This window comes from Klebsiella sp. SWET4 (genome assembly GCF_024296565.1).
GTDB classification, from domain to species: domain Bacteria; phylum Pseudomonadota; class Gammaproteobacteria; order Enterobacterales; family Enterobacteriaceae; genus Klebsiella; species Klebsiella variicola.
Window position 1 is genome coordinate 1 of record NZ_JANCOB010000016.1, and the last position, 24,840, is coordinate 24,840.

The following is a 24,840-nucleotide window of genomic DNA, read 5'->3' on the forward strand; positions in this document are numbered from 1 at the left end:
GCCTGTCACGCAGGGGGTCGCGGGTTCGAGTCCCGTCCGTTCCGCCACTTATTAAAATTAAGCCTGCTATATTAGCGGGCTTAATAGCGAGAAAGATTTAGGGGCGTAGCTCAGTTGGTAGAGCACCGGTCTCCAAAACCGGGTGTCGCGAGTTCGAGTCTCTCCGCCCCTGCCATATATAATCCTTTGCTTAGGCAAAGGATTTTTTTTGCTTGTAATTTTTCCATTCCTCTCTCTTCCTTGCTTTCTGAGCACTCCATCCATGGAGTCAGATCTTTATTCCAGTATGCTGCTTTTCAGGATCTCGCGAATATGCGCTTGTTTATCACTATTTTGTAGCCAAATGGCATACAGAGGACGTGAGAGCGTTACGCTATCGGTCACCGTATGCAGACCACTTTTCTGCTGCGCCCAACTGACGGGTAACCAGGTACAGCCATTCAAGGTACTGAGTTGCTGATAAGCCAGTTCTGCGGAGCTCGTCGTTAACAGTGGCACATCATCGCTACCAATCAGCCCCACTTCGTTTTGCTGGAAATCCGGCCCCCATTCCAGACGCAGGTAGTTCAAATCATTCTTATTTTTCCCTGGGGCGGCACAATAGAGCGCCAGGGTGAAATTACCCAGCAACTGGCAGCTTAATTCATCCATCTTCGGTGATTCAGTTGTGATCAGGAGATCGAGCTGGCGTTCATGCAACTGTTTAACTAATGACTGACGTTGGGCGATCCGCGCCTCGAATTGCAGGTTATAGGGATCTTTGTAGAGAGTCCCCAGCCAGCCGTTCAGTAGACATTCCCACAGCGACGCGCTGGCCCCGATGGAGAATTCGTTATGTCGCGAAGAGTGAGCGACCTCCTTGCGCGCGGCCTGCCAGGTGTTCATCAACGTTTCGGCGTAGGGCAGTAGCTTTTCTCCGGCGGTCGTCAGACGAATGTTATTACGATGGCGGGTGAACAGGTTCACGCCAAGTTGATTCTCCAGCTGACGAATACGAAAGCTGACCGCTGACTGCGTCAGGTAAAGTGCCTCTGCTGCCCGCCCAAAGTGACGAGTTCTGCTCACTTCCAGGAAAGTCTTGAGCAATTCCGTATCCACACCGTTCTCCACAAAATTATTTGTCGTCATGATTTAAATGTTTTGTTTGACGCTCTGTCAAGCGTAACTAATACTCCGCGCCATAAATAGCTCGGCCAAAGAATCAGGAGCGTGTAGGATGGCGGAAAGCTTTACGACGACTAATCGTTTTTTCGACAATAAAAATTATCCACGCGGGTTCTCCCGTCATGGTGATTTCACCATCAAAGAGGCGCAACTGCTGGAACGTCATGGTTATGCCTTTAACGAACTGGAACTGGGTAAACGCGAACCTGTTACCGATGATGAAAAACAATTTGTCTCGGTGTGCCGTGGTGAACGTGAGCCGGTAACGGAAGCAGAACGCGTATGGATTAAGTATATGGCACGCATTAAGCGGCCGAAGCGTTTCCATACTCTTTCCGGCGGCAAACCGCAGATGGAAGGCGCTGACGATTACACCGAAAGCGATGACTAAGAAAAAAGGGCGTAAGCCCTTTTTTTACGCCATCATTTTCTGCAGATGGTTTAGCATCCGGTCTATTGCCCGATAGCTGAGCGCCTCCTGCAAATGGCGGCGTTCAATCTCTTCAGCTTCTGCCAGATCGGCAATGGTTCTTGCCACCTTTAACAGACGCTGCCAGGCCCGTATAGAAAGCCCCAACTGCGTTAACGTCTGTTCCAGCCAAAGCGCATCCTCCTGGCGCAAGTGACAGCAGCTCTTCATTTCACGATTCTCAAGATGCGCATTCAGCTTATTTTGCCTGAGCATTTGACGTTCACGTGCCGCCAGCACACGCTGACGGACCGTCGCACTCGATTCTTCGCCCTGCGTGCCCTGGCTCAGTATCCCCGGCGGCGGGAGCGGGATCTCTAAAGAAAGATCGAAGCGGTCGAGAAAAGGGCCGGACAGGCGCCCAAGGTAGCGCAATGTCTGCTCAGGCGACGCGCGATTATGTTTGCCCTGATAATGCCCGGTAGGGCTTGGGTTCATTGCCGCGATAAGCTGAAAACGCGCCGGATAGTCAATCTTGGCGCGCGATCGCGATATGTGGATCTTGCCTGACTCAATGGGCTCACGTAGCGCATCCAGCACCCGCCGCTCAAACTCCGGTAGCTCATCAAGAAATAGGACGCCATTATGGGCCAGTGAAATCTCGCCTGGGGCAGGTATTGAGCCACCGCCCACCATCGCTGCCAGCGAGGCGCTATGGTGAGGGGCGCGAAACGGCCTCTGACGCCACCGGGTCTTCGCAGCCTGGAGGTTGACCAGACTTTGAATGGCCGTGCTCTCCAGCGCTTCCTGGTTGCTTAATGGCGGCAAAAGGCCGGGGAGCCGGCAGGCAAGCATTGTTTTGCCGGTACCGGGCGGGCCAATCAGCAGCAGGTTGTGGCCACCGGCCGCCACAATCTCCAGCGCTCGCTTGCCTTGTTGTTGGCCGATAACATCACGTAGATCTTCACAGCGTTCATCAACGGCGGGCACGTCGGCGAGAGGCGGCGAGAGCGATGCTTGCCCTGCGAGAAACGCGCACACCTGTTGCAGATGGTCGGCGACCAGGCAATCGCTGCCGCCGATCAGACCCACCTCAGCCGCATTGTCAGAGGAGACGACAATGCGCCGGCCGGCTTTGATGGCTTCCATTGCGCTGGGGATCGCCCCTGGAACGCCGCGTAAGCCGCCTGTAAGGGCGAGTTCGCCCACAAACTCATATTGATTCAATCGGGTAGTGTTGAGCTGCTCTGAGGCGACGAGAAGCGCGAGAGCGATGGGAAGGTCATATCGCCCGCCCTCTTTGGGCAGATCCGCGGGTGCCAGGTTAATGGTTATTTTCTTCGCAGGGAAAGCGTAGCCGCTGTTGATCAAGGCGCTGCGTACCCGGTCGCGGGCCTCTTTCACGGTGGTCTCCGGTAGCCCGACCATGGTCAAGCCAGGCAGACCGCTGCTGAGATGAACCTCGATAGTAATCAATGGCGCTTCGATACCGAGCGCCGCGCGTGTGTAAACGATGGCGAGCGACATAAAACCTCCTGGACAGAGAAGGATTATGACGAGCCAGCCGTGAAACGGCAGCGGCAATAACACGAAATTAGAAGCATAAATCCATTATTTTCACGCCATCTCGTTACATTTAGCCGAAAATGGAAGCGTGATCGAAAAAGGTGGTGCATCCGAAACAGAGATGGGCGCTGAGCGTACAGCGTGAAAGAAAACTGAATTTTTTTCATTTCTGATTTTCTTCATATAAAACAATTATTTTTCCTGAAACTGTTAGGCTGCTCAGAAACCAGGATATAAAAAAATCTTGTGTTTTATGTGATGTCTGTGGTACCTCTTTAGGTATTCCTTCGAACAAGAAGCCAGAAAGTACAGAAAATGACAGCCCTTCTACGAGTGATTAGCCTGGTCGTGATTAGCGTGGTGGTGATTATTATCCCACCGTGCGGGGCTGCACTTGGACGAGGAAAGGCTTAAGAATCAAGCCTTAACGAACTAAGACCCCCGCACCGAAAGGTCCGGGGGTTTTTTTATAACTGAAATAACCTAAGCGAGGAGCAGATGATGACTTTTAGCATAAAATTCTGTTTCTCCCGATTTATGACGGGGAACTAACTATGAATGGCGCGCAGTGGGTGGTACATGCTTTGCGGACACAGGGAGTCGACACAGTTTTTGGCTATCCGGGTGGCGCAATTATGCCGGTTTACGATGCACTGTATGACGGCGGCGTGGAGCACCTGCTGTGTCGGCATGAGCAAGGGGCAGCCATGGCGGCTATTGGCTATGCGCGAGCAACCGGGAAAACCGGGGTGTGCATAGCGACGTCCGGCCCGGGCGCGACCAACCTGATCACTGGCCTGGCGGACGCCCTGCTTGATTCCATTCCCATTGTCGCTATCACCGGCCAGGTGGCCGCTCCCTTCATCGGCACGGATGCGTTCCAGGAAGTAGACGTTCTTGGTTTGTCACTGGCCTGTACTAAGCACAGTTTCCTCGTGCAGTCTCTGGATGAGCTGCCGCGGGTTATCGCTGAAGCTTTCCAGGTGGCAAACTCAGGCCGTCCGGGCCCGGTGCTGGTTGATATCCCTAAGGATATTCAGATGGCCCAGGGCGAGCTTGATCCTCATTTCTCTACCGTCGACGATGAGATGGCGTTCCCGCAGGCGGAGGTTGCTCAGGCTCTGCAGATGCTGGCTCAGTCACAGAAGCCGATGCTGTATGTTGGCGGCGGGGTGGGTATGGCGCAGGCGGTACCGGCTTTGCGTGAATTCCTGGCGGTAACCCGAATGCCGGCAACCTGCACGCTGAAAGGGCTGGGCGTGGTGGCCGCAGATTATCCGTATTATCTCGGTATGCTGGGCATGCACGGCACTAAGGCGGCCAACCTGGCGGTACAGGAGTGCGATCTGCTGATCGCTGTCGGCGCGCGCTTTGACGATCGTGTGACCGGTAAGCTCAATACCTTCGCTCCGCATGCCAAAGTGATCCACATGGACATCGATCCGGCGGAGCTGAACAAGCTGCGTCAGGCGCACATCGGTCTGACCGGCGATCTGAACCGCTTGCTGCCGGCGCTGCAGCAGCCGTTAGCTATCGATGCCTGGCGCGAGCATAATGCCGCACTGCGTACCGAGCACGCCTGGCGTTACGATCATCCCGGCGAGGCGATCTACGCGCCGCTGCTGCTGAAGCAGCTTTCCGATCGTAAGCCGGCGGACAGCGTCGTGACAACCGACGTTGGCCAGCACCAGATGTGGTCGGCTCAACATATGACCTATACCCGCCCGGAAAACTTTATCACCTCCAGCGGCTTAGGCACGATGGGCTTTGGCCTGCCAGCCGCCGTTGGTGCCCAGGTGGCGCGCCCGGACGATACGGTGATCTGTATCTCCGGTGACGGTTCCTTCATGATGAACGTGCAGGAGCTGGGCACCGTCAAGCGCAAACAATTACCGTTAAAGATCGTGTTACTCGACAACCAGCGGTTAGGGATGGTTCGACAATGGCAGCAGCTGTTTTTCCAGGAACGTTATAGCGAAACCACTCTGACTGATAACCCTGATTTCCTCACGCTGGCCAGCGCCTTCGGTATTCCTGGCCAACACATCACCCGTAAAGACCAGGTTGAAGCGGCACTCGACACCATGCTTTCGAGCCAGGGGCCATACCTGCTTCATGTCTCAATTGACGAACTTGAGAATGTCTGGCCGTTGGTGCCACCCGGCGCCAGTAATGCAGAAATGCTGGAGAAATTATCATGAAGCAACATCAGGTCGCTTTGCAGGCGCGTTTCAATCCGGAAACCTTAGAGCGCGTGCTGCGCGTTGTCCGCCACCGTGGTTTTCAAATCTGCGCAATGAATATGGAAACCGCGCCAGATGCGCAAAATATAAATATCGAATTGACCGTTGCCAGCCCGCGGCCCGTCGAATTACTGTTTAGCCAATTAAGTAAACTGGTCGACGTTGCCTGCGTCGAGATCCAGCAACCCACATCACAACAAATCCGCGCCTGAGCGCAGAGGAATAAAAAAAATGACGACGAAGAAAGCTGATTACATTTGGTTCAATGGCGAGATGACCCCATGGGGCGAGGCGAAAGTGCACGTCATGTCCCATGCGTTGCACTACGGTACTTCGGTATTCGAAGGCATCCGCTGCTACGACTCGCACAAAGGCCCGGTGGTGTTCCGTCATCGCGAACATATGCAGCGTCTGCATGACTCAGCCAAAATTTATCGTTTCCCGGTCTCGCAGAGCGTTGATGAGCTGATGGAAGCCTGCCGCGAAGTTATCCGTACCAATAAACTGACCAGCGCTTATATTCGTCCGCTGGTGTTTGTTGGCGATGTTGGCATGGGCGTTAACCCGCCGGACGGTTACAAAACCGACGTTATCATCGCGGCGTTCCCGTGGGGCGCCTACCTCGGCGCAGAAGCGCTGGAGCAGGGGATCGATGCGATGGTTTCTTCCTGGAACCGCGCGGCGCCGAACACCATCCCAACCGCGGCGAAAGCGGGCGGCAACTATCTCTCCTCTCTGCTGGTCGGCAGCGAAGCGCGTCGTCACGGTTATCAGGAAGGTATCGCGCTGGATGTTAACGGTTATATCTCCGAAGGTGCAGGCGAAAACCTGTTTGAGGTAAAAGATGGCGTGCTGTTTACTCCGCCGTTCACCTCTTCCGCGCTGCCGGGCATTACCCGCGACGCGATCATCAAACTGGCGAAAGATCTTGGCATCGAAGTGCGCGAGCAGGTGCTGTCCCGTGAATCGCTGTACCTCGCGGATGAAGTGTTCATGTCCGGCACCGCGGCAGAAATCACCCCGGTACGCAGCGTTGACGGCATCCAGGTCGGCGCAGGTCGCCGCGGGCCGGTGACCAAACGCATTCAGGAAGCCTTCTTTGGCCTCTTCACCGGTGAAACAGAAGATAAATGGGGCTGGTTGGATCCGGTAAGTAAGTAATTAAAAATGGGACGGCACGCACCGTCCCATTTAATAAACAGAGATGGGAGTAAAAAGAGCATGCCTAAGTACCGTTCCGCCACCACCACACATGGCCGCAACATGGCGGGCGCCCGCGCGTTGTGGCGCGCAACCGGAATGACCGATGCCGATTTCGGCAAACCGATTATCGCCGTCGTCAACTCCTTTACCCAGTTTGTCCCCGGGCACGTGCACCTGCGCGATCTCGGTAAACTGGTTGCTGAGCAGATTGAAGCGGCAGGCGGTGTCGCCAAAGAATTTAACACCATCGCGGTGGATGATGGGATCGCCATGGGCCACGGGGGTATGCTCTATTCACTGCCATCCCGCGAGCTGATCGCTGACTCGGTCGAGTACATGGTTAACGCCCACTGTGCTGATGCCATGGTCTGTATCTCCAACTGCGACAAAATCACTCCGGGGATGCTGATGGCCTCTCTGCGCCTGAACATTCCGGTGATCTTTGTTTCCGGTGGCCCAATGGAAGCCGGGAAGACCAAGCTGTCAGATAAAATCATCAAGCTCGACCTGGTGGATGCGATGATCCAGGGGGCGGATCCGAAAGTGTCCGACGAACAGAGTAACCAGGTGGAACGTTCCGCTTGTCCGACCTGCGGCTCCTGTTCCGGGATGTTCACCGCGAACTCCATGAACTGCCTGACCGAAGCGCTGGGTCTGTCACAGCCGGGTAACGGCTCGCTGCTGGCGACCCACGCCGATCGTAAGGAGCTGTTCCTGAACGCCGGTAAACGTATCGTGGAGCTGACCAAACGCTACTACGAGCAGGACGACGCTTCCGCGCTGCCGCGCAATATCGCCAGCAAGGCGGCATTTGAAAACGCCATGACTCTCGATATCGCAATGGGCGGCTCAACCAATACCGTATTGCACCTGCTGGCGGCGGCGCAGGAAGCCGAAATCGACTTCACCATGAGTGATATCGACAAGCTGTCCCGCAAAGTGCCGCAGCTGTGTAAGGTGGCGCCGAGTACGCAAAAATACCATATGGAAGACGTGCACCGCGCCGGTGGCGTGCTGGGTATCCTCGGCGAGCTGGATCGCGCGGGGTTACTCAACCGCGATGTTAAAAACGTCCTTGGCCTGACGCTGCCGCAGACCCTGGAACAGTACGATGTGATGGTGACCCAGGACGACGCGGTGAAAAAAATGTTCCGCGCCGGCCCGGCCGGGATCCGTACCACTCAGGCATTCTCGCAGGATTGCCGCTGGGATACGCTGGATGACGATCGCGCCGAGGGATGTATCCGTTCTCTGGAACATGCCTACAGTAAAGACGGTGGCCTGGCGGTCCTGTACGGTAACTTTGCTGAAAACGGCTGTATTGTTAAAACCGCCGGTGTGGACGATAGCATCCTGAAATTTACCGGCCCGGCGAAAGTTTATGAAAGCCAGGACGAAGCGGTTGATGCCATCCTCGGCGGCAAAGTCGTGGAAGGCGACGTCGTGGTTATTCGCTATGAAGGGCCGAAAGGCGGGCCGGGGATGCAGGAAATGCTCTATCCGACCACCTTCCTGAAGTCCATGGGTCTTGGCAAAGCGTGCGCGCTGATCACCGATGGCCGTTTCTCCGGCGGCACCTCCGGGCTTTCCATCGGCCACGTATCGCCGGAAGCGGCGAGCGGCGGCAACATCGCGATCATCGAAGATGGCGACATGATTGCTATCGATATTCCGAACCGCGGTATTCAGCTGCAGCTCAGCGATGCCGAAATCGCCGCCCGTCGCGAAGCGCAGGAAGCGCGTGGCGATAAGGCGTGGACGCCGAAAGACCGCGAGCGCCAGGTCTCCTTTGCACTGCGCGCTTATGCCAGCCTCGCGACCAGCGCCGACAAGGGCGCGGTGCGCGATAAATCAAAACTGGGTGGCTAATTATGGCGGACTCACAACCCCTGTCCGGTGCCCCTGAGGGCGCCGAATACCTGAGAGCAGTGCTGCGCGCGCCAGTTTATGAAGCGGTGCAGAAAACGCCGCTGCAAAAAATGGAGAAGCTCTCTTCGCGGCTGGATAACGTTATTCTGGTCAAACGCGAAGATCGCCAGCCGGTACACAGCTTTAAGCTGCGCGGCGCCTACGCGATGATGTCCAGCCTGACGGCGGAACAGAAATCGAATGGGGTGATCACGGCGTCGGCAGGCAACCATGCGCAGGGAGTGGCTTTCTCAGCCTCCCGGCTTGGGGTTAAGGCGCTGATCGTGATGCCGGTAGCGACCGCCGATATCAAAGTCGATGCCGTTCGCGGTTTTGGTGGCGAAGTGCTGCTGCATGGCGCCAACTTTGACGAAGCGAAAGCTCGGGCGATTGAACTGGCGCAGCAGCAGGGGTTTACCTGGGTGCCGCCATTCGATCACCCGATGGTGATCGCGGGTCAGGGAACCTTGGCGCTGGAGCTGCTGCAGCAGGATGCCCACATCGACCGTGTATTCGTCCCGGTGGGCGGCGGCGGTCTGGCGGCGGGCGTGGCGGTGCTGATCAAGCAGCTGATGCCGCAGATTAAAGTGATAGCGGTAGAAGCGGAAGACTCGGCATGTCTGAAAGCGGCGCTGGATGCCGGCCATCCGGTGGATCTGCCGCGCGTCGGTTTGTTTGCTGAAGGCGTGGCGGTGAAGCGCATCGGCGATGAAACCTTCCGTTTGTGCCAGGAGTATCTGGACGACATCATCACTGTCGACAGCGACGCTATTTGCGCGGCGATGAAAGATCTGTTCGAAGATGTGCGGGCGGTGGCGGAGCCTTCCGGCGCGCTGGCGTTGGCGGGGATGAAGAAATATGTCGCCCAGCACAATATTCGCGGCGAGCGACTGGCTCATATTCTGTCCGGGGCCAACGTTAACTTCCACGGCCTGCGCTACGTGTCTGAGCGCTGCGAGCTCGGGGAACAGCGCGAAGCGCTGCTGGCGGTGACGATCCCGGAAGAGAAGGGCAGCTTTCTGAAGTTTTGCCAGCTGCTGGGCGGGCGCTCGGTGACGGAGTTCAACTACCGCTTTGCTGATGCTAAAGACGCCTGCATTTTTGTCGGGGTACGCCTGAGTCGCGGGCTGGAGGAGCGGAAAGAGATCCTCCAGTTACTGAACGATGGCGGCTACAGCGTCGTTGACCTTTCCGATGACGAAATGGCCAAGCTCCATGTGCGCTATATGGTCGGCGGCCGGCCGTCCAAAGCGCTGCAGGAGCGGCTGTTCAGCTTCGAGTTCCCTGAATCGCCGGGGGCGCTGCTGAAGTTCCTGCATACCCTTGGCACCCACTGGAATATTTCGCTGTTCCACTACCGTAGCCACGGCACCGACTATGGTCGGGTGTTAGCGGCCTTTGAGCTGGGCGAGCACGAGCCGGACTTTGAAACCCGCCTTAATGAACTGGGCTATGAGTGCCACGATGAAACGCATAACCCGGCGTTCCGCTTTTTCCTCGCGGGCTAGTGGTTAGGCAGGATTTTCCAGAAAGCATCAATAAGCGGCTCATGCAGCCGCTTTTTTTGTGCGCAAACGCCCAGCTCAAACGGGGTTTGCTCATCACTGCGCTCCAGAATCATCACCCGGTTGCGTACCGGTTCCGGGCTGTTTTCCAGTACCACCTCCGGTAGCAGCGCCACGCCGCAGCCGAGGGCGACCATCGACACCATCGCTTCGTGTCCCCCGACGGTGGCATAGATCGACGGGTTGCTGATTTTATGGCGTCGAAACCACAGCTCGATGCGCCGACGTACCGGCCCCTGGTCAGCCATGATAAACGGCACTGTCGACCAGTCCGGACGCTCGACGGTCACCTGGTTACGCACCGGGCAGGGAAGCGCCGGGGCAATTAACACCACGGCGAGGTTCTCCAGCATCGAAAACGCCACCGATCCCGGCAGGGTCTCTGGTTTACCGGCAATCGCCAGGTCGGCTTCGCCGGTGACGACCTTCTCCATGGCGTCAGCGGCATCGCCGGTCGATAATTTTATCTCAACCGAAGGATGCGCGGCGCGAAAGCGGTCGAGGATCGGCGGCAGATGGCTATAAGCGGCGGTGACAGAGCAGAAGATATGCAGCTCGCCGGAGAGCGACGGTCCCTGCTGATCGATGGCGTGGCGAAGCTGCTGATACTGCAGTAAGGTCTGCTGGGCAAAGGTGCGTAACTCTTCCCCGGCTTCGGTGAGCGTCACCGTGCGATTATCACGCACGAACAGCGGCTGGCCGAGGTCCTCTTCCAGGCGTTGGATCTGCCGCGAAAGGGTCGAAGGACTGACGTGCATGGCCCGCGCGCTGCGGCCAAAATGGCGGCTTTCCGCCAGATGCAGAAAGGTTTTCAGATCGCGTAAATCCACGGCGCGTACTCCCCGATTTTGTATTTCATAAATTGCAACGTGACGTTGTGAATATATCAATTTCCGCAATAAAATTCCTGTCATATAGTAAGTTCATTCTCGCAAAAGCGAACCGAACAATAAGCACGACAACACAACATCACGAGGTATCACCATGGCTAACTACTTCAACACACTGAATCTGCGCCAGCAGCTGGCACAGCTGGGCAAATGCCGCTTTATGGGGCGCGATGAATTTGCCGATGGCGCAAGCTATCTTCAGGGTAAAAAAGTAGTCATCGTCGGCTGTGGCGCGCAGGGCCTGAACCAGGGTCTGAACATGCGTGATTCCGGCCTGGATATCTCCTATGCGTTGCGTAAAGAAGCGATTGCCGAGAAGCGCGCTTCCTGGCGTAAAGCGACCGAAAACGGCTTCAAAGTCGGTACCTATGAAGAGCTGATCCCGCAGGCCGACCTGGTGGTTAACCTGACGCCGGACAAACAGCACTCTGACGTTGTGCGTTCCGTACAGCCGCTGATGAAAGACGGCGCGGCGCTGGGTTACTCCCACGGCTTCAACATCGTTGAAGTGGGCGAGCAGATCCGCAAAGACATCACCGTGGTGATGGTGGCGCCGAAGTGCCCGGGTACCGAAGTTCGTGAAGAGTACAAACGCGGTTTCGGCGTGCCGACGCTTATCGCCGTCCACCCGGAAAACGATCCGAAAGGCGAAGGCATGGCTATTGCCAAAGCCTGGGCAGCGGCGACCGGCGGCCATCGTGCGGGCGTTCTGGAATCCTCCTTCGTGGCGGAAGTGAAATCTGACCTGATGGGCGAGCAGACCATCCTCTGCGGCATGCTGCAGGCGGGTTCTCTGCTGTGCTTCGACAAGCTGGTGGCGGAAGGTACCGATCCGGCGTATGCGGAAAAACTGATTCAGTTCGGCTGGGAAACCATCACCGAAGCGCTGAAGCAGGGCGGTATTACCCTGATGATGGATCGCCTCTCTAACCCGGCGAAACTGCGCGCTTATGCGCTGTCCGAACAGCTGAAAGAGATCATGGCGCCGCTGTTCCAGAAACACATGGACGACATCATCTCCGGCGAATTCTCCTCCGGTATGATGGCAGACTGGGCGAACGATGATAAGAAACTGCTGACCTGGCGCGAAGAGACCGGCAAAACCGCGTTCGAAACCGCCCCGCAGTATGAAGGCAAAATCGGCGAGCAGGAGTACTTCGATAAAGGCGTGCTGATGATCGCGATGGTGAAAGCGGGCGTTGAGCTGGCGTTCGAAACCATGGTTGATTCCGGCATCATCGAAGAGTCCGCTTACTATGAATCACTGCACGAGCTGCCGCTGATCGCGAACACTATCGCCCGTAAGCGTCTGTATGAAATGAACGTGGTTATCTCTGATACTGCAGAGTACGGTAACTACCTGTTCTCTTACGCTTGCGTACCGCTGCTGAAAGAGTTTATGACTACCCTGCAGACCGGCGACCTGGGCAAAGCGATTGCTGAAGGCGCGGTAGATAACGCTCAGCTGCGCGATGTGAACGAAGCAATTCGCAGCCACGCTATCGAGCAGGTAGGTAAGAAACTGCGCGGTTATATGACTGATATGAAACGTATCGCGGTAGCCGGCTAATTCCTCGTCGTCTTTCGACTTGCCGATGCGTTGGCTACGGTACGTACACCCCAGTCACATAGTAATCTATGTTCCTGGGGATGTACTTCCTTGCCGCCTTCCGGCAAGCCGAAATCCATAGAGGAATGGATTTGTTTAGTCGGTCTGATAAGCGAAGCGCCATCAGGCAGAAACCCGGAGATTAAGATCCCCGGGTTTTTTATTATTTCCGGTATAGCACTTTGATGATGTGGTAGCCGAACTGGGTATGCAGCGGGCCGGTTGGCTCCAGTTCCGGGCAGGAGAAGACCACTTTATCGAAGGCCGGTACCATCTGGCCCTGGCGGAACTCACCCAGATCGCCGCCGCGTTTGCCTGACGGACAAATGGAGTGTTTCTTTGCCAGCTTGCCGAAATCGGCGCCGTTTTTGAGCTGCTCGAGCAGATCGAGCGCCAGTTTCTCTTCTTTTACCAGGATGTGCAGTGCTGCCGCGGTTTTAGCCATGATTGCGCCTTGATTGAGTTGGGATAAATCAGGGCGCCATAGTAGCACGCGTTACCGGCGATACAGCACCTTGATGATATGGTAGCCAAATTTGGTTTTCACCGGGCCATAGGGTTTGAGCAGCGGACAGCTGAAGACAGCTTGATCAAACGGACCGACCATCGTCCCCTGCGGGAATTCGCCTAAATCACCGCCATGACGTCCGGACGGACACTTTGAGTAACGCTTCGCCAGATGATCGAAGCTGATGCCCCGTTCCAGTTTGGCGAGGATCTCGTGCGCCAGTTTCTCTTCTTTAACCAGAATATGCAGGGCCGCTGCGCTTTTTGCCATTACCAGATCCTCAGGATGAATTGCGTGGCTGACACTTTACCATCAGCCGGTAAATCTCGGCCTCGCTTTCTGCTACAATCCACACCCCGTTCGAAGATTGAGCAATATTCCCATGCGTTTAAACCCTGGCCAACAACAAGCCGTCGAATTCGTTACCGGACCGTGCCTGGTGCTGGCGGGCGCCGGTTCCGGTAAGACCCGCGTTATTACGAATAAAATCGCCCACCTGATCCGCGGCTGCGGCTATCAGGCGCGCCATATCGCGGCCGTCACCTTCACCAACAAGGCCGCGCGCGAAATGAAAGAGCGCGTCGGGCAAACGCTGGGGCGCAAAGAGGCGCGCGGGCTGATGATCTCCACCTTCCACACCCTGGGCCTGGATATCATCAAACGTGAATACGCCGCGCTGGGAATGAAGTCTAACTTTTCCTTGTTCGATGATACTGACCAGGTCGCGCTGCTGAAAGAGCTCACCGAAGGGTTGATCGAAGATGACAAAGTGGTGTTGCAGCAGCTGATCTCGACGATCTCCAACTGGAAAAACGATCTGAAAACCCCGGCGCAGGCGGCGGCTGGCGCGAAAGGCGAACGGGACCGCATTTTCGCCCACTGCTATGGGCTGTACGATGCGCACATGAAGGCCTGCAATGTCCTCGATTTTGACGATCTGATCCTGTTGCCGACGCTGCTGCTGCAGCGTAATGAAGAGGTGCGCGAACGCTGGCAGAACAAAATCCGTTACCTGCTGGTGGATGAGTATCAGGATACCAACACCAGCCAGTATGAACTGGTGAAATTACTGGTGGGGCAGCGCGCGCGTTTTACCGTGGTGGGGGACGATGACCAGTCGATCTACTCGTGGCGTGGCGCGCGGCCGCAGAACCTGGTGCTGCTCAGCCAGGACTTCCCGGCGCTGCAGGTGATCAAGCTTGAACAGAACTACCGCTCCTCCGGGCGTATTCTGAAAGCTGCTAACATTTTGATCGCTAATAACCCGCACGTCTTTGAAAAGCGGCTGTTCTCAGAACTTGGCTACGGTACCGAGCTGAAAGTACTCTCCGCCAACAATGAAGATCATGAAGCGGAGCGCGTGGCCGGGGAACTGATCGCCCACCACTTTATTAATAAAACCAACTACAAAGACTACGCGATCCTTTACCGCGGCAACCACCAGTCGCGGGTCTTTGAAAAGATGCTGATGCAGAACCGCATCCCGTACAAAATCTCCGGCGGCACGTCGTTCTTCTCGCGTCCGGAAATTAAAGACCTGCTGGCCTATCTGCGCGTGCTGACCAACCCGGATGACGATAGCGCCTTCCTGCGTATCGTCAACACGCCGAAACGCGAGATCGGCCCGGCGACGCTGCAAAAGCTGGGTGAGTGGGCGATGAGCCGCAATAAAGGCTTATTCACCGCCAGCTTTGACATGGGGTTAAGCCAGACGCTGACCGGGCGCGGGTATGAATCCCTCACTCGTTTCACCCACTGGCTGCGGGAAATTCAGCAGCTGGCCGAGCGTGAACCAGTCAATGCCGTGCGGGATTTAATTCGCGGGATTGATTATGAGTCCTGGCTATATGAAACCTCGCCGAGCCCGAAAGCCGCGGAAATGCGGATGAAAAACGTCAACCAGCTGTTCACCTGGATGACCGAGATGCTGGAAGGCAGCGAAATCGATGAGCCGATGACCCTGACGCAGGTGGTCACCCGCTTTACCCTGCGGGACATGATGGAGCGCGGCGAATCGGATGAAGAGCTCGATCAGGTGCAGCTGATGACCCTCCATGCCTCAAAAGGGCTGGAGTTCCCGTATGTTTACCTGGTGGGAATGGAAGAGGGATTGCTGCCGCACCAAAGCAGCATCGATGAAGATAACGTCGATGAAGAGCGCCGGTTAGCCTACGTCGGCATCACCCGGGCGCAAAAAGAGCTGACCTTTACGCTCTGTAAGGAGCGTCGACAGTATGGTGAGCTGGTGCGCCCGGAGCCAAGCCGTTTCCTGCTTGAGCTCCCGCAGGACGATCTGATATGGGAGCAGGAGCGAAAAGTCATCTCTGCGGAAGAACGTATGCATAAAGGCCAGGCCAACGTCGCGAATATTAAAGCGATGCTGGCGAAGGCGAAAAAAGGCTAACGCCTCAGGCGACAAACTGCTGCCAGGCGGCGGAGAAGGGCATTACCAGCAGCAGTGAGGGCAGCATATTGGCGGTGGGGAAGGCGCGGATCCCGCACAGACGAAAACCAGTCGCCAGCATAATGATGCCGCCGCAGGCGGTGAAGTCGGCGATCATCGCCGGATTGATCAGCGCCATGATAAAGGTTGCCGCGAAAAACAGGATAATGAAGACAATCAGCTGGGGAATAAAGATCACGGTGATGATATACCCCAGCGTAGAGGCGAAAATCGCGGCAGTGAAAAAGTCGAGTATCGACTTGGTCAGCAGAATGGTCGGGTCGCCGGTCATCCCTTCGGTTAAAGCACCGAAAATGCCGGTGCCGCTGGCGCAGAAGAGGATCAGCACGGCGATAAACTGATTCATAAAATCTTCCGCACTCACGCTGGCGCTGGCCTGCGCCGGGAAAATGCGCTCAATGGGCGTGCGCAGCGTTGTCCCGGCCCGCTCAATCCATTTTTCAATATTCAGCAGGCCGCCGATAATCGTGCCGACAATAATGGCCAGGGCAATGGGCGGCAGATTATGCAATTTATTGACAAAGAAGATACCCATGCTGATGGAGATCAATCCGGCAATCAGCGGCAAGGTCTTTTTGAAGTGTTCCGGAATAAAGCGATTCAGCGAGGCGCCGGCCAGTGCACCGACGAGAAGCGAGCCGCTACAGACAAATATACCTATTGCCATCATTTATTCTCCCTAATAAAAACAGGGCCTGAATATTCAGGCCCTGAAGTCTGTCTTTAATATTACTTAATGTTAAAGACACGGCTGGCATTGCCCCAGGCAATTTTATCTTTCAGGCCCGCTTCAAGTTCTAACGGATCAAACCAGTCACAAGCCTGATGAATATCTTCATACGGATAATCGACAGAGAACATCACACGATCGGCGCCCATGACTTCAATGGCATTATTCAGCGAATGGGTATTAAAATGGCCGCTGGTGGTAACAATGAAGTTATTCTGCAGGTAGTGCATTAACGGTTTTTCCGCTTTACCCAGACCGCAGCCGAAACGCTGACGATAGAGGCGGTGCTGAGTACGCGGCAGCATATGAACCAGCCCTTCGCCGAGGTGGCCCAGTACCAGATTGAGGTTAGGATAACGATCGAACAAACCACTCATCATCAGACGGATAGCATGCACTGCCGTTTCCTGCGCAAAGCCCCACGCGGAGCCGATCAGGCTTTCGTAACCGGTATAGATGCCGCGCGCCGGGCCTTCCAGCGGTTCGCGAGGATGCAGGTACACCGGTACGTTCAGCTCGTTGACCTTATCCCAGAAGACCAACATCGATTCGTCATCAAGATACAGGCCATGCTCGCTATCTTTAACGTTGGTATAGCCGTTGATCAGCGCGCCTTTCATGCCTAGTTTCTTCACGGCGCGCTCCAGCTCTTCCGCCGCGGCTTCCGGGTTTTGCAAGGCCAGGGTGGCGAAAGCGCTAAATTTATCCGGATTTGGCTTCACATAATTCTCGACGATAAAATCGTTAGTATCACGAGCAAAAGAGACCGCTTTGGCTTTATCTAAAATAGATTGCGCGCCAGGTGAAGTTAGAGAAAGAATGACGTGGTCAATATGACGCTGCGCCATTTCTTCCAGCTGAATACTGCGATCCAGCAGGCGACGTTCAACGTCTTTCATATATTCTGTACCGTTACGGCCGGCTTCACCGGTTGAATCCCACAGACGGTTATTTTCAGGAGTGGAGACGTGTTCTTCTAAAGCGATTTTTCCGCGCATGATATATTCCTTGCGATATTTGTCAGTATGGCTCGATGCAATGAGAATAAAAGCTTTCTCGTATTGCCAGCAATAAACCAAACGTAATAGGGATTATCAGTAAAACTAATACAGCGGTATATTTCGCGGTTTAGATCGTAATAGATCCGCTCTGCTGAGCGGGATCGGCAAGTGCGGCGATCAGCGAACGTAGCCAGATATGCCCGGGATCGCGGTGCAGCCGCTGATGCCAGACCTGACGGATGGCGATCCTGGCGAGAGGAAAAGGTAGCGGCCAGCTGCGGCAGGGATAGCGGCGGGTGATATGCCGCGCTACCTGTTCCGGGACGACGGCAATCATATCGCTTTCGGCCACCAGCTCGCCGGTACCTAAAAAGCTCGGTAATGTCAGCGCGATCCGCCGGGGCATACTGTGCTCATCAAGCCGCTTATCCATATCGCCGTGGGCAGTCCCCTCCACGCGGATCGCCAGATGCTTTTCCTGCCGCCAGTCTTCGGCACGAAGCTGGGTTCGAATACGTGGATGATTTTCCGCCGCCAGGCAGACATACGATTGATCGAAGAGATGCTGCTGGTAGACGCTATCCGGAAGCTGCGTCAGGTAGCCGATCGCGAGATCACATTTCCCGGATTCGAGGGCGTTGAGGGTCTGCTCATCCAGATTCTGTATCGTAAAGGTGATCTCGTCCGCCGCCTGCTGCTGGAGCGCAATTTGCAGCAAAGGCAACAGCGTCATTTGACTGATATCGGTCATTCCGATCGTGAAGTTACGCTGGCTCTGCTGGGGAAGAAATTCAGGTTTGACGGCTAAATCGTTATCGGCAAGCTGGAGAAGGGTAAATACAGTCGGGGCGATCGCGTCCGCTCGCGGCGTCGGCATCATCCGCTGTCCCACCCGGACAAACAACGGGTCAGCAAAATGATCCCGTAGTTTTTTCAGCAAAAGGCTGCCGGTGGGTTGGCTGATATTCAGCGCGTCAGCCGCCGGGGAGACATTGCCTAGCCGGTAGAGCGCGGAGAAAAAGCGTAGCGATTTGAAATCCAGTTCTTCCCGCATCCGCCCTCCTGGCTGGATATTATCTTGGCGTATCGCCGCTGGTGACCCGTAGCGTCCAGTGGACGTAGCTTTGCCATTGACACTCCTGATCGACCATTTCCCGGCCAAGCGGATGTTCAGCCAGCCAGTTCTCCGGCAGCGTCAGCGTTAACTGGTCGTCGTGAGCGGCCAACTGAATCGCCGGCAACAAATCGTCGCGCCGCCGGCTGGCAAACAGGATCGCCAGTCGCAGCAGGCGACACAGATGTTCGGCCACTCGCGGCGGGACCGCATTCTGCTGATGAAGCGAAGACAGGTCGATGGCGTTGGTCTGATTCAGGAGCAGCGTGGCAATCAACTTCTTCTGCGCCGGGGTAAAGCCGGGCAGGTCGAGGTTATTGACCAGATAAGCCGCGTGCTGCGGCGCGCGCTTGAAATCCACACTCAGCCCAATTTCATGCAGCGAGCAGGCGCTGAGGAGTAAATCGCGGCTCAGCGGGTCCAGCTCCCAGCTGCCGTCCAGCTGACTGAGCAGATGGCTGGCCAGACTGGCGACGCGTTGGGCCTGCTCGGTGTCGATCATAAAACGGCGCTGAATATTGCGCAGGGTGCGGCTGCGGATGTCCTGTTCGACAGAGAGATGCAGCATGCCGTATACCAGACCTTCGCGTAACGCGCCGCCTGCCAGGGTCATACACTGAATATTCAGTTCGCTGAAGATAGCGATCAGGATCGCCAGCCCGCTCGGGAACACCAGCGCCCGCTCAAGGGTTAAGCCTTCGATCTCCAGCTCTTCCAGACGTCCGCACTGGATGGCGCGCTGTTTAAGCTGCTGGAGTTTAGCGAGGGTGATGCGTTCATCCATCCCCTGCGCCATCATAATTTCCTGCAGCGCCTGAACGGTGCCGGAAGCGCCGACGCACACTTTCCATCCGTGATAGCGCAGCACATCGGCGATGGGTAATAACACCTCGCGCGCGGCCGCTTCGGCGAGATCGAAATTCTCTTTCGTCAGGCTACGGTCGGCAAAATAGCGTTCAAGCCAGGTCACACAGCCCATCGACAGACTGAACAGCGAGGTCGTTTGCGCGCCGGTGCCGGTCACCAGTTCGGTGCTGGCGCCGCCGATATCGACCACCAGACGCTGATCGGCGCCGCCGGTGGTGTGGGCGACACCCTGGTAAATCAGGCGCGCTTCTTCTTCGCCGCTGATCACCTGCACTGGCGTGCCGAGGATCTCTTGCGCTTTCGCCAGAAACTCCTCTGCATTGACGGCAAGACGTAGCGTGGCGGTGGCCACGACGCGGATTTGCGTCGGCGGAATATCCTGCAGGCGTTCGGCAAACAGGCGTAAGCACTGCCAGCCGCGCTCCATCGCTTCCGCGGAGAGCGTGTTGTCGCTATTCAGACCGGCGGCCAGACGAACCTTACGCTTAATACGGCTCAGCGTCTGGATGCTGCCCGCCACCTCGCGCACCACCAACATATGGAAACTATTGGAACCCAAATCAATGGCGGCATACAGCGAGGTGGAGCTCATACTCTTCATCGTTCAGAAGGCTCCCTGGTTGGCGGAGCGCTTAAGCCCGGTCCACATCACTGAGCGGGTTGCCAGAGGAAGGTCGCCCTGGCTGATTCTGAATGATTGAGCGTATGGCATAGATTTCTTAACCTGAACGACGACGATTGCGCGGTGGACCGTTGCGGCGCGGGCCGTTGCCTGGGCGCGCACGGGTCAGACGCAGCGGCTTAGGCAGGTCGGTCATCAGCGCGTCCGGGTTGTACTTACTGACCGGGATCGAGTGACCAATATAGGTTTCGATTGCCGGCAGGTTCAGCGCGTACTCTTCGCAGGCGAGGCTGATAGAGTTGCCGCTGGCGCCAGCGCGGCCGGTGCGGCCGATGCGGTGAACGTAATCTTCGCAGTCGTCCGGCAGATCGTAGTTAAAGACGTGGGTCACGGCCGGAATATGTAAGCCGCGCGCAGCAACGTCAGTTGCGACCAGAATATCGAGATCGCCACGAGTAAATTCGTCGAGAATACGCAGACGCTTTTTCTGCGCCACGTCGCCGGTCAGCAGACCTACACGATGGCCGTCAGCGGCGAGATGACCCCAGATATCTTCACAACGGTGCTTGGTGTTGGCGAAGATGATGGCGCGATCGGGCCACTCTTCTTCCAGCAGCGTCTGCAGCAGGCGCATTTTTTCTTCGTTGGAAGGGTAGAACAGCTCTTCTTTAATACGGTGGCCCGTTTTCTGTTCCGGTTCCACTTCGACATATTCGGCGTTGTTCATCTGCTCGAACGCCAGTTCGCGAACGCGATAAGAAAGAGTCGCGGAGAACAGCATGTTCAGGCGCTGCGTCGCCGGCGGCATGCGGCGGAACAGCCAGCGGATATCTTTAATAAAGCCGAGATCGTACATGCGATCGGCTTCGTCCAGTACGACGACCTGAATGGCGCCGAGGTTAATGTGGTTCTGTTTCGCGTAATCGATCAGACGACCAGTGGTACCGATCAGAATATCGACACCGCTTTCCAGCACTTTCAGCTGCTTGTCGTAGCCGTCGCCGCCGTAAGCCAGACCCAGCTTCAGACCGGTGGCCTGCGCCAGCGGTTCAGCATCCGCGTGGATCTGTACCGCCAGTTCACGCGTTGGTGCCATAATTAGCGCGCGCGGTTGGTTAACCTGGCGATCGGCGATAGCCGGGTGAGAGAGAAGATAATGAAACGTTGACGTCAGGAACGCCATCGTTTTACCGGTACCGGTTTGCGCCTGCCCGGCGACATCGCGGCCTTCCAGCGTCAGCGGAAGGGCGAGGGCCTGAATGGGTGTGCAATTATGAAACCCTTTCTTTTCAAGGGCTTCAATGACTGCCGGGTGCAGGGCGAAGTCGGAAAACTTCTGTTCTGTTAAATGTGTTTTGCTCATAGTGTGGTAGAATATCAGCTAACTATTGCATTAAGAAAGCGTATCCGGTGAAATAACGTCAACCTTTCGTTGGCGGTGTACGAAATTATTCAAGGTACGTCTACGGTAACTGAACGAATCCAGGATAGCTTAGACTACTAAGCGAGTCGGGAGCGATAAATCTGCAGCATGCAGTTCGCGTTCGGGCACCCTGGCGTCAACAGGCGAGTCCATGATGGATTGCGCCAGTTGGCAGCCCAGAGAATTGAGGTATCCTGAAGAATAGCGTGCATAACGTAGCCGCAGCACGTCGTTGATGGCTACGACACCAACACACCAGGCTTATTCCTGTGGAGTTAAATATGAGCGATAAAATTATTCACCTGACTGACGACAGTTTTGACACGGACGTACTCAAGGCTGACGGGCTGACCCTCGTCGATTTCTGGGCAGAGTGGTGTGGTCCGTGCAAAATGATCGCCCCGATTCTGGATGAGATCGCTGAAGAGTATCAGGGCAAACTGACCGTAGCTAAGCTGAACATCGACCAGAACCCGGGCACCGCGCCGAAATACGGCATTCGCGGTATCCCAACCCTGCTGCTGTTCAAAAACGGCGAAGTGGCGGCCACTAAAGTTGGCGCACTGTCCAAGGGTCAGCTGAAAGAGTTCCTCGACGCCAACCTGGCGTAAGCGAATTGCTGGTCCGGCGTCCAGATTCCTATTTTTTGCGGAACTCTGGACGCCCGGCAGGAGTCGTGCTAAGTTAATCCACAGACTTCGTTTTAAACATACCTATTGTTTGAATCTTGTTTTACCCAAAGCGTCCCGCAGACGATGCGCGTGAGGCTAATAATTCCGGGCTTATCACTCATTCCGTCTTGTCGTTTCAGTTCTGCGTTCTTTCCTGTGACCAGGCAACGTACAGACACGAGATGAAGCCGCTAACAGGCATGGATGTTCCTGCCATACCATTCACAACATTAAGTTCGAGATTTACCCCGAGTTTAAGAACCCACACCACTATGAATCTTACCGAATTAAAGAATACGCCGGTTTCTGAGCTGATTACTCTCGGCGAAAATATGGGGCTGGAAAACCTGGCTCGTATGCGTAAGCAGGATATTATTTTTGCCATCCTCAAGCAGCATTCGAAGAGTGGCGAAGATATCTTTGGCGACGGCGTACTGGAGATACTGCAGGATGGATTTGGATTCCTCCGCTCCGCAGACAGCTCCTACCTCGCCGGCCCTGACGACATCTACGTATCCCCCAGCCAAATCCGCCGTTTCAACCTTCGCACTGGTGACACCATTTCCGGTAAGATTCGTCCTCCGAAAGAGGGTGAGCGTTACTTTGCACTGTTGAAAGTTAACGAAGTTAACTACGACAAGCCGGAAAACGCGCGTAACAAGATCCTCTTCGAGAACTTAACGCCGCTGCACGCGAATTCTCGCCTGCGTATGGAACGTGGTAACGGTTCTACCGAAGACTTAACCGCTCGCGTACTGGATCTGGCCTCCCCGATTGGCCGCGGCCAGCGTGGTCTGATTGTCGCGCCGCCGAAAGCCGGTAAAACGATGCTGCTGCAGAACATCGCGCAGAGCATCGCTTACAACCACCCGGACTGCGTGCTGATGGTGCTGCTGATCGACGAACGTCCGGAAGAAGTGACCGAGATGCAGCGTCTGGTGAAAGGTGAAGTGGTTGCTTCCACCTTTGACGAGCCGGCATCCCGCCACGTGCAGGTTGCCGAGATGGTTATCGAGAAAGCAAAACGTCTGGTTGAACACAAGAAAGACGTTATCATCCTGCTCGACTCCATTACTCGTCTGGCGCGAGCCTACAACACCGTGGTACCGGCTTCTGGTAAAGTCCTGACCGGTGGTGTGGACGCCAACGCCCTGCACCGTCCGAAGCGTTTCTTCGGTGCGGCACGTAACGTCGAAGAGGGCGGCAGCCTGACCATCATTGCCACGGCGCTGATTGACACCGGCTCCAAAATGGACGAAGTGATCTACGAAGAGTTTAAAGGCACCGGTAACATGGAGCTGCACCTCTCTCGTAAGATTGCCGAAAAACGCGTCTTCCCGGCTATCGATTACAACCGTTCCGGTACCCGTAAAGAAGAACTGCTCACCACTCAGGAAGAGCTGCAGAAAATGTGGATCCTGCGCAAAATTATTCATCCGATGGGTGAGATCGATGCAATGGAATTCCTCATTAACAAGCTGGCGATGACCAAGACGAATGATGACTTCTTCGATATGATGAAGCGCTCGTAAGGTAAAAAAAGCCAAAAACGCCACGCCTTTGCGTGGCGTTTTCATTTTTGGGTTTGTATGATCCAGAGACAGAGAAAGCGGGACGAAAGTTGTCGTATAATGGCGCCGGATAGCAGGCGGAGACAGCTTTAACAGACTAAAATCTATACAATAAATTTGTAATGTTCTGCTTTTCCCCTTCTGGAGTTGGGGCATCATCGCTATACTTCCCGGATTAACTATGCTGAGAGCACATGCGTTGTGAATTTACTCACTGCTATTACTGAATTAATCAGTATTTTCTTATTCACGACCCTCTTTATTTTTGTCGCGCGGAAAGTGGCAAAAAAGATCGGGTTGGTGGATAAACCAAACTATCGCAAACGGCATCAGGGGTTGATTCCGTTGGTCGGTGGTATCTCAGTTTATGCAGGCATCTGTTTTACTTTCGCCATCGCCGATTATTATATTCCTCACGCCTCGCTGTATCTGGCCTGCGCGGGGGTATTGGTGCTGGTTGGCGCGCTTGACGATCGCTTCGATATCAGCGTGAAAATTCGCGCAGTCATACAGGCTGCGATCGCCGTGATTATGATGATGGCAGGGAATCTGCATCTGAGTAGTCTCGGCTTTATTTTTGGCTCGTGGGAGCTGGTGCTGGGGCCTTTCGGCTTCTTCCTGACGCTGTTTGCCGTGTGGGCCGCCATCAATGCGTTTAACATGGTCGACGGGATCGACGGCCTGCTCGGCGGTCTGTCATCGGTCTCCTTTGCGGCGACTGGGATCATCCTCTGGTTTGATGGTCAGTACAGCCTGGCGATGTGGTGCTTCGCGATGATCGCCGCCATTCTGCCCTATATTCTTCTCAATCTTGGCGCCCTCGGCCGCCGCTATAAAGTCTTTATGGGTGACGCCGGCAGCACGATGATTGGCTTCACCATTATCTGGATCCTGCTGGAAACCACGCAAGGTAAAACACATCCCATTAGCCCGGTTACCGCGCTGTGGATTATCGCTATCCCGTTGATGGACATGGTGGCGATTATGTATCGCCGCCTGCGCAAAGGCATGAGTCCTTTCTCTCCGGACCGTCAGCATATTCATCATTTGATCATGCGCGCCGGCTTTACTTCCCGTCAGGCGTTCGTCCTGATTACCCTGGCCGCCGCCCTGCTGGCGCTGGTTGGCGTCGCGGCGGAATACACCCGCATTGTGCCGGAATGGGTGATGTTAATTCTCTTTTTGGTAGCCTTCTTCCTTTATGGCTACTGTATTAAGCGCGCCTGGAAAGTGGCGCGCCTGGTTAAGCGCATCAGACGCAGAATTCGGCGACACAGCGGCAATAATCCGAAACTAACCAAGTAAAGCTGGG

The 24,840-nt window shown here is 55.5% G+C and carries 24 protein-coding genes and 1 tRNA gene; 15 read left to right on the forward strand and 10 right to left on the reverse strand.

Annotated features, from left to right (window positions below; translation table 11 throughout):
* The first annotated feature begins 99 nt into the window (after positions 1–99).
* Positions 100–175: transfer RNA gene (locus NKJ21_RS24745), tRNA-Trp, on the forward strand.
* 101 nt (positions 176–276) lie between these two features.
* Here NKJ21_RS24745 and hdfR read toward each other — a convergent pair.
* Positions 277–1,098 carry an HTH-type transcriptional regulator HdfR gene (gene hdfR / locus NKJ21_RS24750; RefSeq protein ID WP_012543255.1) on the reverse strand — a complete coding sequence of 274 codons (822 nt, stop codon included), beginning with the start codon at positions 1,096–1,098 and terminating at the stop codon, positions 277–279.
* 118 nt (positions 1,099–1,216) lie between these two features.
* Here hdfR and NKJ21_RS24755 point away from each other — a divergent pair, with 118 nt between their 5' ends.
* Positions 1,217–1,555, forward strand: coding sequence for a DUF413 domain-containing protein (locus NKJ21_RS24755; protein ID WP_004886877.1), 339 nt, complete (start codon positions 1,217–1,219; stop codon positions 1,553–1,555).
* Between the two features lie 24 nt (positions 1,556–1,579).
* Here the strand turns inward: NKJ21_RS24755 and NKJ21_RS24760 are convergent, their stop codons facing one another.
* A complete protein-coding gene (locus tag NKJ21_RS24760; RefSeq protein ID WP_254733269.1) occupies positions 1,580–3,100 on the reverse strand; it encodes a YifB family Mg chelatase-like AAA ATPase in 1,521 nt (506 codons plus the stop codon).
* A gap of 354 nt (positions 3,101–3,454) precedes the next feature.
* On the opposite strand from NKJ21_RS24760, the gene ilvL reads away from it, so the two are divergent.
* The 7 genes from ilvL to ilvA all read left to right on the forward strand — a co-directional run bounded on the left by ilvL (position 3,455) and on the right by ilvA (position 10,001).
* Positions 3,455–3,553, forward strand: a complete 99-nt coding sequence (ilvL, locus tag NKJ21_RS24765; RefSeq protein ID WP_001311244.1) for an ilv operon leader peptide — start codon at positions 3,455–3,457, stop codon at positions 3,551–3,553.
* Positions 3,554–3,640: 87 nt separating this feature from the next.
* Positions 3,641–3,691, forward strand: coding sequence for a peptide IlvX (ilvX, locus tag NKJ21_RS27890; RefSeq protein ID WP_175426296.1), 51 nt, complete (start codon positions 3,641–3,643; stop codon positions 3,689–3,691).
* 2 nt (positions 3,692–3,693) lie between these two features.
* Complete coding sequence (ilvG, locus tag NKJ21_RS24770) at positions 3,694–5,340, forward strand: acetolactate synthase 2 catalytic subunit (protein ID WP_008807982.1); 1,647 nt, start codon at positions 3,694–3,696, stop codon at positions 5,338–5,340.
* On the forward strand, positions 5,337–5,594 hold the full coding sequence (gene ilvM, locus NKJ21_RS24775) for an acetolactate synthase 2 small subunit (RefSeq protein ID WP_055323049.1): 258 nt from the start codon (positions 5,337–5,339) through the stop codon (positions 5,592–5,594). The genes ilvG and ilvM overlap by 4 nt, the downstream gene beginning before the upstream one ends.
* 19 nt (positions 5,595–5,613) lie before the next feature.
* The gene (locus NKJ21_RS24780; RefSeq protein ID WP_008807980.1) at positions 5,614–6,543 is read left to right on the forward strand and encodes a branched-chain amino acid transaminase; all 930 of its coding nucleotides are present in this window, start codon (positions 5,614–5,616) and stop codon (positions 6,541–6,543) included.
* 60 nt (positions 6,544–6,603) lie between these two features.
* Positions 6,604–8,454 carry a dihydroxy-acid dehydratase gene (gene ilvD, locus NKJ21_RS24785; RefSeq protein WP_008807979.1) on the forward strand — a complete coding sequence of 617 codons (1,851 nt, stop codon included), beginning with the start codon at positions 6,604–6,606 and terminating at the stop codon, positions 8,452–8,454.
* 2 nt (positions 8,455–8,456) lie between these two features.
* Complete coding sequence (gene ilvA, locus NKJ21_RS24790; RefSeq protein ID WP_008807978.1) at positions 8,457–10,001, forward strand: threonine ammonia-lyase, biosynthetic; 1,545 nt, start codon at positions 8,457–8,459, stop codon at positions 9,999–10,001.
* On the opposite strand, the gene ilvY is transcribed toward ilvA, so the two are convergent.
* Positions 9,998–10,888 (reverse strand): HTH-type transcriptional activator IlvY, encoded by an 891-nt coding sequence (gene ilvY / locus NKJ21_RS24795; RefSeq protein ID WP_012543253.1) that lies wholly within the window; start codon positions 10,886–10,888, stop codon positions 9,998–10,000. The two genes, ilvA and ilvY, sit on opposite strands and share 4 nt — an antisense overlap.
* A gap of 154 nt (positions 10,889–11,042) precedes the next feature.
* Between ilvY and ilvC the strand changes: the two genes are divergently transcribed.
* Positions 11,043–12,518 (forward strand): ketol-acid reductoisomerase, encoded by a 1,476-nt coding sequence (gene ilvC, locus NKJ21_RS24800; RefSeq protein WP_008807976.1) that lies wholly within the window; start codon positions 11,043–11,045, stop codon positions 12,516–12,518.
* A 202-nt stretch (positions 12,519–12,720) separates the two neighbouring features.
* On the opposite strand, the gene ppiC (NKJ21_RS24805) is transcribed toward ilvC, so the two are convergent.
* Both ppiC (NKJ21_RS24805) and ppiC (NKJ21_RS24810) read right to left on the reverse strand, forming a co-directional pair.
* On the reverse strand, positions 12,721–13,002 hold the full coding sequence (ppiC, locus tag NKJ21_RS24805) for a peptidylprolyl isomerase PpiC (protein WP_002883180.1): 282 nt from the start codon (positions 13,000–13,002) through the stop codon (positions 12,721–12,723).
* Between the two features lie 51 nt (positions 13,003–13,053).
* Positions 13,054–13,335, reverse strand: a complete 282-nt coding sequence (ppiC, locus tag NKJ21_RS24810) for a peptidylprolyl isomerase PpiC (RefSeq protein WP_008807974.1) — start codon at positions 13,333–13,335, stop codon at positions 13,054–13,056.
* Positions 13,336–13,447: 112 nt separating this feature from the next.
* Between ppiC (NKJ21_RS24810) and rep the strand changes: the two genes are divergently transcribed.
* Positions 13,448–15,469 (forward strand): DNA helicase Rep, encoded by a 2,022-nt coding sequence (rep, locus tag NKJ21_RS24815; protein WP_015368891.1) that lies wholly within the window; start codon positions 13,448–13,450, stop codon positions 15,467–15,469.
* Positions 15,470–15,473: 4 nt separating this feature from the next.
* Here the strand turns inward: rep and NKJ21_RS24820 are convergent, their stop codons facing one another.
* From NKJ21_RS24820 to rhlB, 5 genes are all read right to left on the reverse strand, one after another.
* Positions 15,474–16,196: a DUF554 domain-containing protein gene (locus NKJ21_RS24820; RefSeq protein ID WP_032736961.1), complete on the reverse strand. Its 723-nt coding sequence runs from the start codon at positions 16,194–16,196 to the stop codon at positions 15,474–15,476.
* A 62-nt stretch (positions 16,197–16,258) separates the two neighbouring features.
* On the reverse strand, positions 16,259–17,257 hold the full coding sequence (locus NKJ21_RS24825; RefSeq protein WP_012969204.1) for an amidohydrolase family protein: 999 nt from the start codon (positions 17,255–17,257) through the stop codon (positions 16,259–16,261).
* A 130-nt stretch (positions 17,258–17,387) separates the two neighbouring features.
* The gene (locus tag NKJ21_RS24830; RefSeq protein WP_239270732.1) at positions 17,388–18,314 is read right to left on the reverse strand and encodes a LysR family transcriptional regulator; all 927 of its coding nucleotides are present in this window, start codon (positions 18,312–18,314) and stop codon (positions 17,388–17,390) included.
* A 19-nt stretch (positions 18,315–18,333) separates the two neighbouring features.
* Positions 18,334–19,842, reverse strand: coding sequence for a guanosine-5'-triphosphate,3'-diphosphate diphosphatase (gene gppA, locus NKJ21_RS24835; protein ID WP_012969202.1), 1,509 nt, complete (start codon positions 19,840–19,842; stop codon positions 18,334–18,336).
* 118 nt (positions 19,843–19,960) lie between these two features.
* Positions 19,961–21,226, reverse strand: coding sequence for an ATP-dependent RNA helicase RhlB (rhlB, locus tag NKJ21_RS24840; RefSeq protein WP_008807968.1), 1,266 nt, complete (start codon positions 21,224–21,226; stop codon positions 19,961–19,963).
* Between the two features lie 341 nt (positions 21,227–21,567).
* Here rhlB and trxA point away from each other — a divergent pair, with 341 nt between their 5' ends.
* The 4 genes from trxA to wecA all read left to right on the forward strand — a co-directional run bounded on the left by trxA (position 21,568) and on the right by wecA (position 24,833).
* Positions 21,568–21,897, forward strand: coding sequence for a thioredoxin TrxA (trxA, locus tag NKJ21_RS24845; RefSeq protein WP_002883224.1), 330 nt, complete (start codon positions 21,568–21,570; stop codon positions 21,895–21,897).
* Between the two features lie 144 nt (positions 21,898–22,041).
* Complete coding sequence (locus tag NKJ21_RS27895; RefSeq protein WP_049245627.1) at positions 22,042–22,143, forward strand: rho operon leader peptide; 102 nt, start codon at positions 22,042–22,044, stop codon at positions 22,141–22,143.
* Between the two features lie 86 nt (positions 22,144–22,229).
* Positions 22,230–23,489 (forward strand): transcription termination factor Rho, encoded by a 1,260-nt coding sequence (rho, locus tag NKJ21_RS24850; RefSeq protein ID WP_002883293.1) that lies wholly within the window; start codon positions 22,230–22,232, stop codon positions 23,487–23,489.
* Between the two features lie 240 nt (positions 23,490–23,729).
* The gene (gene wecA, locus NKJ21_RS24855; protein WP_004886849.1) at positions 23,730–24,833 is read left to right on the forward strand and encodes a UDP-N-acetylglucosamine--undecaprenyl-phosphate N-acetylglucosaminephosphotransferase; all 1,104 of its coding nucleotides are present in this window, start codon (positions 23,730–23,732) and stop codon (positions 24,831–24,833) included.
* The last annotated feature ends 7 nt before the right edge of the window (positions 24,834–24,840 follow it).